The following is a 17,063-nucleotide window of genomic DNA, read 5'->3' on the forward strand; positions in this document are numbered from 1 at the left end:
AAAAAGAAGATACTGACCACGTTACAATAATCCCAGCGTTTTAGCCTTTTCAATTAGATCTTTGTCGCTTCCTTTTCCTTTTAATAACTGATCTTTTATGTTGGCTTTCCTTTTTTCTATAGCGCTCATTGAAAGAGGGATATATTCGGGAAGATTTACTGTTTTTACCCCTTCAGAGATTAGAATTAAAATTTGATTGTCGTGATTGTCCCAATTTATATTTTTCTTAAACAGTTCTCTTTGAGATTCTACAATGGTATCGCTTCTGAATATTTCGCCATTAATAATGTTTTTACAAATTACAGGAAATTGTTCAAAATTGATGTCACTTTTGGATATAAAACCTTCAGGCTGGATTCCTTTTATTATTTTGTCCACCGTTAAAGGTTCACTGCGCATAGTAAGGAGTACTATTTTGCAATTCGGGAATTTTTCCTTGATCAAATAGGCCAAATCTATGCCGTCATTAATATTTGATGGTTTGTAGGGCGGCAGATTAATATCAAGTAAGGCAAAATCGATAGTACTATTTTGCTTGTGATGAAGAATGATTTTATTGTAAGCATCTTCACAATTATGACTTTTAATAAAATTTGGTAAATTTTTCTGAAACTCACCATCAGATAAGAGATTGATATAGCTGTCCACCGTCATTGGATGGTCGTCGACGATCAAAATATTAAGATTCATAATTTGTTTAATTCTATTGGAAACAAATGTAAGAAAAACTACGGTTTTTCCGTAATGGAATTTTGATTGTTTTACAACTAAAGAGATTCGTTGAATGGTTGATAATTAGTTTAAGTTCTAATTTTAACATGAATTAAATGAAATATTACGGATTTACCGTACATTTTAATCCGGAGTTTAGTGTTTTTTTGTTTTAATAATCAATTAAAGTTATTTTTATGAAAACGAAGTTATTTATTCCGGGATTGCTAATTGCTGTTGCACTGTTGACTTTTTCATGTACAAATGATGATTATGAAACTCCGAAAACTCAGAGTAGTCAATCAAAAAATTTGCATGAAAAATTAGATCCAAAAACAAATAATATGGTTAATGGAACGACTAATTCGGATACTGACTTGTTAAATACTGAGGGTGATCCCGAAATTACAAGACCAACCAGAAAAGACTAAATGTTTTTGTGTTTATAAAAAAGACTATTTGATTTATTTTTAAATCTTATAGTCTTTTTATTTCAAAACCCTATATTTGAAATTGTAAAATAATACTTAAACTTTTGACGACACCTTTTAAAATAGTTTGCTTATTACTTGTGTTGACTTTTTTTTCCTGCAGGAAAAATGAATTCGCGAATGCTAATGACAAAATCACTATTTCCTTCGATGGTAAGTATTTAAATGGCAAGGAGAAAGAAAAATATTTAGATTCCATATTTAATTTTTTAAAGGATCAGAATAATGATTCTGTTACCAGAAATCTTCATTTTAAGCTGTCTACAGAATATTACTATAATAAAAACCCAAAGAAATCTTTAGCAGCCAGTTTAGAGGTTTTGAGATTATCTAAAGAGGCTGATGACAAAGAAGGAATCGCAAAAGCATTTTATTATATTGGCGACAGCTATGGAAATGTAAAAAAGGACAGTGCTTATTTTTATTATTTGCAAGCCGAAAAAGTATATTCTACCTTATCGGATTACGATAATACAGGACGGATGTTATTTAACAAAGCTTATGTTTTGTTTTATGACGGAAATTATATTGAATGTGAGGTTGAAATCTCCAAAGCTTTACAGTATTTAAAAGAATCCAAAGATCAGCAGTTACTTTATTGCTGTAATGCCTTAATGGGGAATTGCCTGGAAAAGCTGGTCAATTATGACAAAGCATTGTGGTACCATCGTATGGCTTTGAATAATCTGGAAAAGATAAAACTGAATCATATTGACAAAGATGAAATAACCAATTACAATGTAACTGCTACGATTAATATTTGTAATCTATATGATTTAAAGGGGGAATATTTAAAGTCCATAGCAAAACTACAAGGTTTACTTTCAAGTGATTTAGAGAAAAATTGGCCTCGTTTGTATGCTAATGTTCTGAGTAATCTGGCCTATTCTAAAATGAAAATCGGAGAATATGACAATGTTTATGAAATGTTCTCCAAATCATTAGAGATTTTGAAAAATAAAGGAGATGAAGCAGATATTTTATATAAAAAGATCCGCATTGGAGAGTATTTCCTCACACAAAAAGATACTGCGAAAGCAATAGAAGTTTTAAAAGAAGCCAATTTGTTAGCTACGCGAATTAAGAACAGTAATGAAATTTTAACTTCATTAAAACTGCTTTCTACTCTGGATAAGAAAAATAGCCTCTATTATGCAAATGAGTACATTAATCTGAGTGATAGCATCAATATTGTTCAAAAAAATGCACATAATAAATATGCAAGAATTGAGTACGAAACTTCCAGAATTGAAGATGAAAATAAGGTTCTGACGAAGAAAAATTTCTATATTTTAATCCTCTCATTTGCATCGATTTTTCTATTGCTGATTATTGTTATTTTAAGATATTCCAAGTATAAAAATAAAGAATTTCAGTTCCTTAAAAAGCAAAAGTCTGCAAACGAGGAAATCTATTTATTGCTGATGGAACAGCATGAAAAAATAAACAATGCAAGAGATAATGAAAAATCCAAAATTGCAAAAGAACTGCATGACGGAATTATGAATAGAATTTATGGAGTCCGAATGAATCTGGGTTTTTTTAATTCTAAGGTAGAGAAGGAGATAATTGAAAAAAGAAAGGAGTATATTTTTGAACTGCAAAATATAGAAAATGAGGTTAGAATGGTATCACATGATCTGAGTCACAGTTCTTTTTTAGATGGTAATGACTTCAATGTTTTACTGTTAAGTTTAATCGAAGGTCAAAAGGGGATTAGTGATACTGATTTTAGCTACACAACCGACGAAAATTTTGAATGGTCAGCTATTCAAAATATTTATAAGATCAATTTATACCGTATCATTCAGGAAGCGATTTTAAATATCAATAAATATGCGAATGCCACAAAATGTGAAATTAAAATTCAGTTTGAGGCTAATAGTGTTCTAAGAATGTCTATTACTGACAATGGTCAGGGATTTGATACGACAACTAAAAAAGAGGGCATTGGTTTGAGCAATATGAAAGAAAGAACCAGCTCGCTGAAAGGTAAATTTAGTATTGAATCACAAATTGGAAAAGGAACCAAAATTGAAGTCCTGTTTACTATCCGGGAGCTTGCTTAAAGCTCTAAAATGACAAAATTTTAACGATCTCCGTAAAAGTCCTTATACCCGACAGGTTTAAAAAAACCTGTCGGGTTTGTTTTACTTATTGGTTTTTAGAGGATTATAATCGTTTTCGCTTTCCACACAGAAACAGCGAGTATTTGATTTATTATCAGTGTTTGACGCTTTTTAATATGAAAGCCCGTAGTTTTTATTTAAAAAGTCCGTAATTTTTATATAAAGACTACTACTATTTTAGCCGTAAATAAAATGTGTTTTAATTTTTCAAATCCGTATTAAGAAGAGTATTCTCGTAACCGAGGACAGCGAAGCTATTAAAAAAATGGAGTGTTATTTATGAAGTCAATTCACAATGGTTGGTACGTTTTATATGTTAAATGTCATCATGAACGAAAAGTATTTGATATGCTTGGATATCTGTCTATTAAGGCTTTTTTACCAACCATTCAGGTACAGAGTACACGTACGGACAGAAAAAAAAGTATTCAGAAATTGCTTTTCCCTTCTTATGTTTTTGTAAAGATAAATTCCTCATTAGATTTTTATAAAACGCTTTCCGTTAATGGGGCCTGCATGTACATCCGTTTTGGAATGGAGTATGCCAAAGTGAGCGATGAAGAAATGAGGAAAATTGAACTTTTGCTTTTAAATAATGACGTTACTGAGGTCGAAACGCATGTTGAAGAATTTAGTGTCGGAGATTTTAAAACGATCTCTTACGGTTCCTTAAAAGGATTAGAATGTGAAGTACTAAATACAAACAACACCAATAAAATTGTGGTTAGAATTGATTCGCTGCAGAAAAATATCACCGCTACAATTCCATCCTATTATTTGCAAAATTAACATTATGGAGCGTAAAAAGCCCGGCTTTCGATTATGATGAAGTGAAACTTTGAATAAGAGCGAGCTTTTTCCTTCGGATGAGTAATAAATTAAATATCTATAGTATCCGTATAATTAATAGAACTATATCCGATGAATGATTTAGATCTATTTTGTTAAAAGACAGTTTTTTATAACTAAACAGAATTCTCATACTTTTTTCATCACAGTTTGAAAAAGTAAATGTCCATCAAATTATTAGAGTTTTAAATGACAACCATCGAACAAAAAAGTATTTCGAACTATTGGGTAACAAAAGTTAAGAATAAGCCCCTGATGAATAATGTTAAGGCAGAAAACGGGGTTAGTAAGAACATACAAGTTGATACCGACAATCTTTCGTTTTTTAAAAAAATTACAGCTGAGAATGCAATAGCAGAACTAACAGTTTTAATTGCGGTTTACACGGCCTTACTGCAACGCTATTTTGAAGTAGAGAGTTTCATTTTTACGTCGAAACCTACTGATGCTGAAACTGCATTATTGTTTAATAGTATTTCCACATCTGGTAAGTCATTTAAGGATTATTTAGGGGAAGTTAAAAAGGAATTACAGGAAGTTTATAAACATTCGGACTATGACGATACATTACAGGAAAAATATCCTTTTGCTGAATATGCTCTTTTTGGCTTTTTCTACAATTCAAAATCAGCTCACAAAAAAAATAACTTTCCGTTTTCAGTATCAGTAAACAAAAACGATACAGAATTGGAGTTATCTCTTTCCTATGATGTTTCGTTTGTGGAGGATCATGTGGCAGCTCATTTTTTAAGTACTTATGCAAACTGGCTGTTGCAACTTGAGCATTGTATGAATGATTCGGTTGATCAAATACCGGTTGTTACTGCGTTGGAAAGAGAAGAATTGTTAAACTCTTTTAATCCTTCTGTAAAAAAATATCCAACTAAAACGCTGGTTGAGTTATTTGAGGAACAGGCAGCAAAAACACCAATTGATACCGCTGTTATTTTTAAGGACAAGGAATTAACTTATAACGAACTGAATCAGCACGCGAATCAGTTGGCCCATTATCTCAGACAAGAGTATGATATTCAGCCTAATGATTTAGTTGGAATAAAGCTCGAACGAAATGAATCTATAGCAGTAGTTGTATTAGGGATTCTTAAATCCGGTGCTGCTTATGTACCTGTCGATGTTAATTATCCTGAAGAGCGAATCAAATATATCGAAAAGGACAGTCAGTGTAAAGTGGTGATAGATGAAAATGAATTTAGACATTTTCTTAGTCGTAAAGACAATTATAAAACAGACAATCCTGAGATACTAAATCAGTCTACGGACTTAGCCTATATCATTTATACTTCGGGAACTACCGGAAACCCGAAAGGGGTTATGATTACGCATCAGAATGCAGTTGTTTTACTTTATTGGTCTCAGGAGGAGTTTAATGCTGCTGCTTTTGATGTGGTCTATGCGGCAACTTCTTATTGCTTTGATCTTTCGGTCTACGAATTGTTTTATCCTTTGTCTATTGGAAAAAAAATAAGAATTCTGGACAATGCACTTGAAATTGGAGAAGCACTTCAGTACGATAAAAAGGTATTGATCAATACCGTGCCGTCGAGCATTCGAAATACGATAGAAAGCGGATACCGTTTAGAAAATGCTGCGATCATAAATTTGGCAGGCGAACCTTTTCCGGTTGATATTGCTAAGAAATTATTACAGACTAATGCCGAGATAAGAAATTTATACGGGCCATCTGAAGATACAACGTACAGTACAGTTTATAGATTAGCAGCGCAAAAAGAGTACACGGCTTCGGTTTCGATAGGCAAACCACTAGCGAATACTCAGGTTTACCTATTGGATAAAAATTTAGAATTAGTCCCTGTTGGTGTAGCCGGAAAATTGTACATCTCGGGTGATGGATTGTCAAAAGGATATTTGAATCGTCCTGAACTAACTGCTGAAAAATTCATACCGAATCCGTTTAAAAAGGAATCTTTAATGTACGATACCGGAGACATGGCCAAATGGCTTCCGGATGGGACTATTGATTTCCTGGGAAGAAAAGATTATCAGGTAAAATTAAGAGGATACCGCATTGAATTGGGAGAAATTGAAAACGCAGTGCTTTCTTTTTCAGAAAATATTACACAAGCCGTTGCTCTGGTATTGTTGAAGAATGGGGCGCAGAATTTAGTGGTGTATTTCACTAAAACTAAAGTGACAGATCACGAAATTTTAAAAAATTACCTTAAAGAAAAGCTGCCAGCTTTTATGATACCGCATTATTTGATTGGCGTGGATAAAATTCCGTTGACACCAAACGGAAAAATTGACCGTAAGGTTCTTGAAAATTTGCCGTTGAATCAGGTATCCAATGCAAATTATGTAGCCCCGAAAAGTGAAACAGAAAAAACACTGACGATTATTTGGCAGGAAATTTTAGGGATTGAAAAAGTAGGTATCGAAGATAACTTTTTCGATTTGGGAGGACACAGTTTAATGATCGGTCAGGTGATCAATCTTATCTACAAACAGTTGGAGGGATCTATTTCTTATAAAGAGTTTTTCTTAACTCCTACTATTGCACAGATAAGTCAAAAAATACAAAAAGGAGGTTATAAGGTAATTCCCAAAGCGAAAGCGCAGGAATATTACCCGTTAACCTCTTCACAACATAAAATTTGGGTGCTGAGCCAGTTTGAAGGCGGTAATAGTGCCTACAACATGCATGGAGCTTTAAAATTTAGAGGAGATTTAGAAGTTTCAAAACTCGAAAATGCTTTCCGTCTTTTAATCGCTAAATATGAAATTTTAAGAACCTATTTTAAAGCGGGCTATGATGGTGAAATAAGTCAGTACATTTTAGAAGAAGGCGAATGGAATTTTGCCCTTACTCACGAAAATTATCTGAATAAGAGCACAGCAGAGATTTCTCAATATTTAAAGGAACAACAAGCGGCTATTTTTGATTTGACGAAAGCGCCATTATTAAAAGCAGCACTAGTAAAAACAGAAGAAAACGAACATATTCTTTCACTGGTGGTACAGCATACCATAAGCGATGGCTGGTCTTTAGAACTGATGTTTGCAGAGATTGTAGCTGCTTACAATAATTTGGTTCAGGAAAAACTGATTGATTTTTCACCTGCGGCAATTCAGTTTAAAGATTATGCAGCATGGATGCAGATACAGGAAAACGAAGAAGCGTTTTTAGATTCAGAAAACTATTGGTTGTCTGTATTTAAAGAAGATATTCCTGTTTTGGAATTGCCAAGTTACAGAAGCCGTCCGGTCAGACAAACTTATAATGGTAGTACGCTTTCGTATCAATTTTCGGAGGCCTTTTTATCAAAATTAAAACATTTTTCCAAGACGAATAATGTGACCCCGTTCATGACGCTAATGGCCGGAATCAATGCTTTGTTGTACCGCTATACAAATCAGAATACGATCGTTCTGGGCACTCCGATAGCCGGAAGGGAGCACCCGGATCTGGAAAACCAGCTGGGATTATTTTTAAATACGTTAGCGATTAAAACTGAAATAAATGGAACGGATAGTTTTTCGACCTTACTAGAGCTGCAAAGAAAGATCTTAATCGAGGCTTATGAGCATCAGAATTACTCCTTCAGCACTTTAGTCAACAAACTTAATTTAAAAAGAGACGCTTCAAGATCGGCCTTGTTTGATGTGTTGGTCGTATTGCAAAATCAGGCACAATTAAACACCCTATCGACCCATGTTCCAATGTTGGGAGTTGAGATAGAGCCTTATGAAGTGAAACGAAATACTGCTCAGTTTGATCTTAGTTTTATTTTTACGGAGCAGGAGGAAAGGCTGTTATTAAGTCTGGAATACAATACCGATTTATACGATGCCTTTTGGATTAAGGCAATCTTCAAACATTTCGAGAATTTGTTGACAACTGTATTTACGGATGCAAACGTTACGATTGATGCTATTGAATATGTAGAGGAAACAGAAAAAGAATTGTTACTGAAAACATTCAATGCTACTGAAATATACTTTCCGAAAGAAGCTACTATTGTTGATCTGCTTGAAGCTCAGGCAGCCAAAACACCAAATGATTGTGCCCTTATCTTTAATGATGTACAGTTGACTTATAAGGAACTCCACGAGCAATCCAATCAATTGGGGGAATATCTGAGAGAAAATTATGCGATCAGACCCAACGATTTAGTAGGTGTTCGTTTAAAAAGAGACGAGCGTTTGCTCCTAACCATTTTAGGAGTGCTTAAATCAGGAGCAGCTTATGTCCCAATGGATGTTAATTATCCTGAGGATCGCATAAAATATATTGTAGAAGATAGTAATTGCAAAGTTGTAATTGACGAAAACGAATGGAGTAAATTTCAGGTAAAGAAACAACAATATAGTACCGAAAATCTTCCAAAAATAAACAGAGCCGAAGATTTGGCTTATGTTATTTATACTTCGGGAACAACAGGTAAACCAAAAGGAGTTTTGATTACCAATAAAAATGTTTCAGCACTCTTGTACTGGGCTAAAAAAGAATTCGATACAGAACGTTTTGATTTGGTCTATGCCGTAACCTCACATTGTTTTGATCTTTCGGCCTATGAAATGTTTTTTACGCTATCAGTTGGCAAGACTATAAAACTGCTGAGCAATGCTTTGGAGATAAGTAAAGAATTAAAAAACGATAAAAAAGTTTTACTGAATACAGTTCCTTCCAGTATACGAAGTCTGATGGAGGAAGATTTTTCTTCATTAGAAAATGCCAGTATCATCAATTTAGCGGGTGAACCATTTCCGGTCGATATCGCCAGAGAATTGCTGCGCACTACAGCAGAAATCAGAAACCTGTACGGACCTTCTGAGGATACAACTTATAGTACCTATTACCAGTTAGAAAAAGGTAAGACCTATAAAACAATCCCGGTTGGAAAACCTATTTCCAATACACAGGCTTATGTATTAGACAAAAATCTACAACTTACGCCACTGGGTATTGTTGGAAAACTTTATCTAGCCGGCGAAGGAGTAGCTCTGGGATATTTGAATAAAGAAGAACTTACGGCCGCTAAATTTATCAAAAATCCATTTGTTGAAGGAAGTGTTTTATACGATACGGGCGATATGGTTAAATGGTTTCCGGATGGGAATATTGAATTCCTGGGCAGAAAAGACCAGCAGGTAAAACTAAGAGGCTATCGAATAGAGTTGGACGAAATAGAAAATGGTCTCCTGCAATTTTCAGCAGAGGTAAAACAGGTTGTGGTGGCGATAAAACCGTTTAAAGGCGCTGATACTTTAGTGGCTTACTACACAGTTGGTAATGCTATTTCTAAAGACGATTTAAAAGCCTATCTGCAAAGCAAACTGCCGGCTTATATGGTACCTCAATATTATGTTGAGGTTCCTTTTATTCCTTTATCTCCAAATGGAAAAACAGACAAAGAAGCACTTCCGAATATCGATGAAACTAACGAGACGAATAGTGGTTATGTGGAACCGAAAGGAAGGATTGAAAAAATAGTAGCACTTATCTGGAAAGATATTTTAGCTGTAGAGACCATCAGTGCGACCGATGATTTTTTTAATTTGGGAGGGCACAGTCTCAAGCTGGGGCAGTTGATTAATAAAATAAACGAACAGTTACAGGTTACCGTTCCTTTTGAAAAGCTGTTTGAATATTCCGTTTTAAGAGATCAGGCCGAACTCATAAAGAGATCGTTCTCTAACAATTTTGAACCTATTGCAGCAGTTCCTGCGGCGACTTCATACGAGATGTCATATGCACAAAAAAGCCTTTGGATGGTCAGTCAGTTTAAAGGGAATGAAGTGGCTTATAATATTCCGGCCGTATATCATTTTCACGGAACACTTGACATTATTGCGTTTAAAGAAGCTTTCTATCGGGTTATCAAAAAGCATGAAATCCTGAGAACTGTTTTTAAAGAAGATGACGAAAAAAGTATCAGACAGTTCATTACACCATCTGAAGAATTTAAACTTTCGATTGGATGCGAAGATTTTAGCGACTTTAATGACAAAGAGCTGTTACTTCAGCAGGAAATTAAGCAAATAAGCAATTTTGAATTTGATTTGTTCAAAGGGCCTTTATTCAAGGCAAAATTAGTTCGTATCGATTCCCAACATCATGTTTTGTTATTTGTAATTCACCATATCATATCCGATGCTTGGTCATTGCAGCTTCTGATAGAAGAGATCAGTAGTAATTACAATTCAATATTGAAAAAAGAAGCGGTTCTGCCTTCTTCTAAATTAGATATTCAGTACAAAGAATACAGTCATTGGCTGAAAGCTCAGATTGAAACAAACGCTATAACTAGTGCTTATTGGATGAAGGAACTGCAGGGGCATTTAAAACCGCTCCATTATAAATATGAGTATCTGCTTCCGAATGATGTTGAAAATCAGGATAATAAAATTGATTTTTTCCTGAATGCCGAAGTCAATTCAGCCATAAAGAAGATCGCTAAAAAGCTTAATGTCACTGAATTTTCATTTCACTTAGCTGCATTTTTCAGTTTTCTGCATCTACAAACGGAGCAATCGGATATCGTATTAGGAGTTCCGTTTGCGGGAAGGGCTCATGCCCATCTCGAAGATCAGCTGGGGTATTATGTTAACCTGCTGCCTATACGAGTTAAATTTCATCAGAATGAAAATTTCGAAACCATAATCAGAGGGGTTCAGCACAAATTATCAAAAGCTTTTGAGCACCAAATGTACCCAATCGATTTAATCCTGAGAGATTTAGAATTTGAAAGGGGAGACAGAGGAACCAATTTTATCAATACCGGTTTTACCTGGAATGAGCTTACTCACGATGAATTTACAATCAATGAAAATCTTAAGGCAAAAGCGCAAAGTGTAGCTACAGAACAGGTTAAATATGACTTGTGGATAATTTCAAACGGTTCCGGTTTTATTCTGGAATACAGAAAAGAGGTTTTTAGTAAAGACACCATAGCTCTTTTTGCCGAACGTTATCTGGTATTTCTGGAAGAACTGTCAAAAGGCATAGAACATGAAATAGGAGCCTACAGTTTTAAAACCGAACGTGAAAAACAACTGGAAGCTTCCAGAATCAATATCGAAATCAATTTTTAGTGATCCTGTAAAATCAATACAACATTCAAATAAACCTTTTGTAATCCCTACAATATAATCAGACTACAGCATGAAAGATAAGAAAATCATACAAGATTATTGGTTGAACAAAATAAAGCAATACAGTAACGACAGCAGTTATTTACTGAGCAGATATGAGCAAGTTCCTTCCGGTCAGTATAGCATTGTATTAAAAAAGAACAGTCTGGATAAGATTGCTAAATTATCAGGAGGGAATGCCATTGCTGCGGCAACTATTTATTTGTCTGTTTTTAATACACTATTAAAAAGATATACTAATAACGAAAGTATCTGGGTGGCTTCGTCCCCTTTCAATTTGGAGGGAGTACAGCCCGAAAAAGATAGCTTGCTTTTTTATCATACTACTATATCCAATATATCTTCATTGCGAGATGCGATAAACGCAACCAAACAGGAAATTGAAGATACTCTGCTTTATGATACTATTGATTTTGAGTTAATTGAAAAAGAGTTTCTAAATATTGAATTGACTCCTGAAGATTATCTTCAATATGCTTTTGTATATCAGAAATTAAATCACAGAAATAATCTATTGGCTCAGGCCAAACTTTGTTTGGAAATAGAAGATACCACTGCGGGTAAAGAATCAATTACCATACATTTTGATACTGCGAAATACGATGCACTTTTCATTCAAAATATGGTGGAGCATTTTATACATATACTTGAAAATAGTAGTGAGCTGATTGATACTAAGGTTGATGATATTGAATTCATTACGGCCTCTGAAAAACAGCAGTTATTGGAGTTTTCAGGTGAATCTGATAAGAAGATCGACGCAAGTGTTATCGGGATTTTTGAACAGCAGGTAAAAGCAACGCCTGACAACATTGCTTTAGTTTATAAAGAAAAAAAATACACCTATACAGCCGTAAACCGAAAAGTGAATCATCTGGCGAGTTTATTGCAAAAAGAGTACGGAATTAAATCCGGGGATATTATCGGGATCATGACTGATTATTCGGATAATACCATTTTCTCTTTTGCTGCGGCATTAAAACTGGGGGCTACTTATTTGTCTTTGGATTATAATCTTACGACAGAAAGACTTGATTATATCTTGTCGGACACACAGCCCAAAGCGATCATCACTCAACTCGAGTATCTGAACGACCTGCTTCATTACGATATCCCGTTATTTAGTATAGACGTCATGCTTAATGAAGAAAATATTTCCGATGTAAACTGGGAAAACAATAGTACAGGAGATATCGCTTACATCATGTACACTTCAGGATCAACCGGAGTGCCTAAAGGTGTTGTGGTAAAAGACAAAAGTATTGTACGATTGGTGAAAGAAACCAATTATATCGAAATTGATCCTCAGGACCGTATTCTGGCCATCTCAAATTCTTCGTTCGACGGTTCTACTTTTGATATTTGGGGAGCATTATTAAACGGAGCGACTTTACACATTCCGGAGAAAGATTTAGTGCTCAATTTTGAACTGTTGTTTCAGGCTATTACCACAAATGAAATTTCGGTTGTTTTTATGACAACGGCTTTGTTCAACTCCATGGTGGATACTGACATTGACAGTCTTAAAAACTTGAGAAAAATTCTTTTTGGCGGAGAAATGGTTTCCGTATTTCATGTGCGAAAGTTTGTCAATCATTTCGGAAGCGGAAGACTGGTACACGTTTATGGCCCAACCGAGAATACCACTTTTTCGACTTTTCACCCTGTTGAAGAAGTTTCAGAAGAAGCATCAGGAATCCCGATTGGAAAACCAATTTCCTATACTCAATGTTACATTCTTAACGAGAGTATGAAATTACAGCCTGTTGGTATTGCAGGAGAGTTGTATGTTTCGGGCGAAGGCGTTGCAGCGGGCTACTTAAACCAAGAAGAACTGACCTCAAAAAGTTTTGTTGAAAATCCTTATCAGGAAAATGCTCTGTTGTATAAAACCGGAGACATCTGCAAATGGCTGCCTGACGGTACGATAGAAATTTTAGGAAGAAGAGACAGTCAGGTGAAAATTCGCGGTTTCAGAATAGAACTAGGGGAAATCGAACGAAAGATAACGAGTTACAATAGTATTACCGAAGCTGTAATTCTCGTAAACAAAGACAGCCATGATGTGAAATTTTTAGCAGCGTTTTTTATTGCCGATGCGACTATCAATACTGAAGAGCTTCGTTCTTTCCTGGCGCAAAAACTGCCTAATTATATGGTTCCGGCTCATATTACTCAGGTGCCGCAAATTCCATTAAACAGAAACGGGAAAGTTGATCAGAAAGAATTAAACAAACTGGCAAAATCAAATACCGAAACGACCAGAGAGCTTGTTTTACCAACAACCGAAATCCAAATAGCCCTGCACAACATCTGGAAAGAACTGTTTGATAAAGAAGATATTAGTATAACCGATGACTTTTTCGACATTGGCGGGCACAGTATCAAGGCAATGAACCTGGTGTCGACCATTCACAAAAACTTAAACATAAAAATAGATATCGGAAACGTTTTTGAAGACCGAAACATTAAAGCGCTTTCAGAAACCATACTACAGGCTCAGGAAAATGAATTTCAGGAAATAGAAGCCCTGACAGAGCAGCCAAATTATGCAGTGTCATCATCACAACAGCGTTTTTGGGCATTGAGTCAGTTTCAGGAAGCCAACAAAGCCTACACAATTCCAAGCATCTACACCTTAACGGGAGATCTGGATCAAACGGCTTTAGCTTTTGCTTTTCAAACGATAACCAAACGACATGAAAGTTTCAGAACCACTTTTAAAGAAGATGAAAATCAGGAATTAAGACAATTTATTTTGCCTGAAGCGGAAAGTAATTTTGAGATTGATTTCGTTGATTTTTGCAATCGTTCAGAAAATGAATTAGAAGAAACCATTAACAATCTCATTCAGGTAGCATTTAATTTATCGGAAGGACCGCTTTTAAAAGTAAGTGTATTGCAGGTAGAAGAATCGAAAGCGATATTGGTAGCAGTGATGCATCATATTATTAGTGACGGACTGTCTATGGAGGTCTTTATTGAAGAGTTGCTGCATTTGTACAAAGCCCATAAAAATAAACTTGCTGTAGATTTTAAACCGCTCAGAATACAATACAAAGATTTTGCTGCCTGGCAGAATCAACAACTGGAGAATGAATCGTTGCAGGTTCATAAAGCCTACTGGACGGAGAAATTCTCAGGAGAGCTACCGGTGCTCAACCTTCAAAAAAGTAAAATTCGTCCTAAAATTAAATCCTATAACGGCGAAACAATTACCATAAATATTGATAGCAGAACATTAAAGCATTTTAAAAATATACTGGATCAGGAAAACCTGACTTTGTTCATGGGGTTGCTAACGGTGACAAATGTCCTGATTTATAAATATACCAATCAGGAAGATATTATACTGGGAACTACGATTAGCGGTAGAAATCATATTGATTTAGAGGGGCAAATTGGCTGTTTCATTAACGTATTGCCATTGCGCAGTCAGTTTTCACACAAAGATTCCATAATTGATTTATTCCGAAAGGTAAAAAAAGGAACTCAGGAAGCTTACGAACATCAGATTTATCCTTTTGAACAATTAATCGGTGATTTGAATCTCACACATGATATCAGCAGAAATCCTTTATTTGATGCTACAGTCGTTTTACAAAATGCCGATTTAGATCAAAAATTAGAGGTTCTCAATAGTGAAGGTCTTGAAATAGCCCTCTATGAAAAAATAAAAGCAACGGTAAGCCGATTTGATATTTCATTCAATTTTGTAGAAACGGTAAAGGGACTGGAATTTAGCTTAGTCTACAATACGGACATTTTTGATACCATTTTTATTCGTCAAATTCAGAAACATTTTCACAACCTGCTGAATGCCGTAATTGCAAATCCGCATAATTCTATTGCTTCCCTGCCTTATTTATCAGTAGGCGAAATACAGCTTTTTACCTCAGATTTTAGTGCCGGAACCTTTAATTCTCAGGTTTGTCTGGACATTGTCGAAGCCTTTCAGTATCAGGTTAGAAAAACGCCTGCGCAAATAGCCGTTGTATATAAAAACCAACAATTGACTTACGAGGAATTAGATCGTAATGCAAACAAAATTGCGCATTTGTTAACCACAGAGTATGGAGTGACTAACGGAGAAAAAGTCGGAATCATTTTAGATAAATCAGAACTTTTGATCAGTACCATACTCGGGATTTTAAAAGCCGGCGGGGTATATGTTCCAATCGATGTGGAAAGTCCTAAGATCAGAAAAGAATTTATTGTTAATGATATCGGCGCAAAAGTCATCATTACCCAGATGGACTATATGTTTGATCTTGACTTTTTTGAAGGAAGTATTATCGCCATAGACGTTCAGTTAGACGCTTTAGAAAATCATTCTCCGGCTCCGCAAATAACGAACAGTCCTGATGCTCCGGCATACATCATGTACACTTCCGGCTCTACCGGAAATCCAAAAGGCGTTTTGGTACCGCATAAAGGGGTTACCAGACTGGTTAAAAACACCAATTATATCGATTTTGATAGGGTACACGCCATCTTGTCTACAGGTTCTGTTTCTTTTGATGCCTCGACGTTTGAGTTTTGGGGAGCATTGCTTAATGGTGGAAAATTGGTTTTATGCGACAAAGAAGATTTGTTAAACACAACCAAACTTGCTTCATTAATAAAAACAGAAAAAGTAGATACCATGTGGTTTACATCGGGACTGCTAAACCAGTTTACCGATCAGGATGTATCCCTTTTTGAAGGATTAATCAATGTACTGGCAGGAGGTGAAAAATTATCAGCTAAACACATCCGTAAACTACTGGAAGCCTATCCGGAACTGAACCTTATTAACGGTTACGGACCTACTGAAAACACTACATTTTCGGCAACCTATAAAATTACAGCACCGGTAGAAGAGGATATTCCGATTGGTAAACCGATCAACAATTCGAAGGCTTACATCTTAGATCAAAATTTAGAACTATGCCCACAGGGAGTTGTTGGAGAAATATATCTGGCAGGTGACGGACTTTCATTAGGCTACTTGAATGCAGCAGAATTAAATGCCGAAAAGTTTCTGAATCCGAGGAGTCTGAATAGAGAACGAGTGTATAAAACCGGTGATTTAGGATTGTGGCTGCCGAATGGGAATATCAAATTTTTTGGAAGAAAAGACAGCCAGATCAAACTTCGCGGTTACCGAATTGAACTCAACGATATTGAAAAAACTTTAGATGCACACCCGGATATCAATGGGGCAGTAGTGGTTTTGAAACAATTATCAGAGGCAGCAGACGAAAAATTTATTGTGGCTTATGTTAAGTCCAATCAGGTTATGAATCAAAAGGAGTTAAAAGCTTATCTGGCGGAAAGACTCCCTTTTTATATGATTCCAACCTATTTTATCGAAGTGGAAGATTTCATTTTGAATAAAAACGGAAAGGTAGATAAAGACCTTCTTCCCGAGATTGATTTGTCGCAATTAGAAAGAGAATACATATCCTACCGAAATGAAACGGAGAAAACCCTCTCTGAGATTTGGAGTGAAATATTGTTGATCGAAAAGATCAGTGTAACCGATGATTTTTTTGAAATAGGAGGGCACAGTTTGAGAGCCGTAAAATTAGCCAATATGATTCAGGAAAGTTTTGGCGTTGAAGTGAGTATCGGACATGTATTTCAATTCAGAACTATCGAAACGATGGCCGAACAGCTCAGGTTTATTCAGAAACAAGAAGAGCTTACAGCAAACAAAAAAGACCTTCAGGAAATCGATATCGATTTATAATACGACTGCTTTACT

Annotated in this window: 6 protein-coding genes; 5 read left to right on the forward strand and 1 reads right to left on the reverse strand. The window is 35.4% G+C overall.

The features are described from left to right. Positions 1 to 21: 21 nt before the first annotated feature. Positions 22 to 690, reverse strand: coding sequence for a response regulator (locus tag LNQ34_RS22590; RefSeq protein WP_202704394.1), 669 nt, complete (start codon positions 688 to 690; stop codon positions 22 to 24). Between the two features lie 218 nt (positions 691 to 908). On the opposite strand from LNQ34_RS22590, the gene LNQ34_RS22595 reads away from it, so the two are divergent. The 5 genes from LNQ34_RS22595 to LNQ34_RS22615 all read left to right on the forward strand — a co-directional run bounded on the left by LNQ34_RS22595 (position 909) and on the right by LNQ34_RS22615 (position 17,048). Beyond that, positions 909 to 1,142, forward strand: a complete 234-nt coding sequence (locus LNQ34_RS22595; RefSeq protein ID WP_202704395.1) for a hypothetical protein — start codon at positions 909 to 911, stop codon at positions 1,140 to 1,142. Positions 1,143 to 1,282: 140 nt separating this feature from the next. Next, positions 1,283 to 3,271 carry a tetratricopeptide repeat-containing sensor histidine kinase gene (locus LNQ34_RS22600; protein ID WP_202702438.1) on the forward strand — a complete coding sequence of 663 codons (1,989 nt, stop codon included), beginning with the start codon at positions 1,283 to 1,285 and terminating at the stop codon, positions 3,269 to 3,271. A gap of 339 nt (positions 3,272 to 3,610) precedes the next feature. Continuing rightward, positions 3,611 to 4,120 carry a UpxY family transcription antiterminator gene (locus LNQ34_RS22605; RefSeq protein ID WP_230001374.1) on the forward strand — a complete coding sequence of 170 codons (510 nt, stop codon included), beginning with the start codon at positions 3,611 to 3,613 and terminating at the stop codon, positions 4,118 to 4,120. 249 nt (positions 4,121 to 4,369) lie between these two features. Further along, on the forward strand, positions 4,370 to 11,254 hold the full coding sequence (locus tag LNQ34_RS22610) for a non-ribosomal peptide synthetase (protein ID WP_230001375.1): 6,885 nt from the start codon (positions 4,370 to 4,372) through the stop codon (positions 11,252 to 11,254). A 70-nt stretch (positions 11,255 to 11,324) separates the two neighbouring features. After that, on the forward strand, positions 11,325 to 17,048 hold the full coding sequence (locus LNQ34_RS22615) for a non-ribosomal peptide synthetase (protein WP_230001376.1): 5,724 nt from the start codon (positions 11,325 to 11,327) through the stop codon (positions 17,046 to 17,048). Positions 17,049 to 17,063 lie beyond the last annotated feature (15 nt).

Origin of the sequence: Flavobacterium lipolyticum (assembly GCF_020905335.1) — a bacterium.
Taxonomy (GTDB): domain Bacteria; phylum Bacteroidota; class Bacteroidia; order Flavobacteriales; family Flavobacteriaceae; genus Flavobacterium; species Flavobacterium lipolyticum.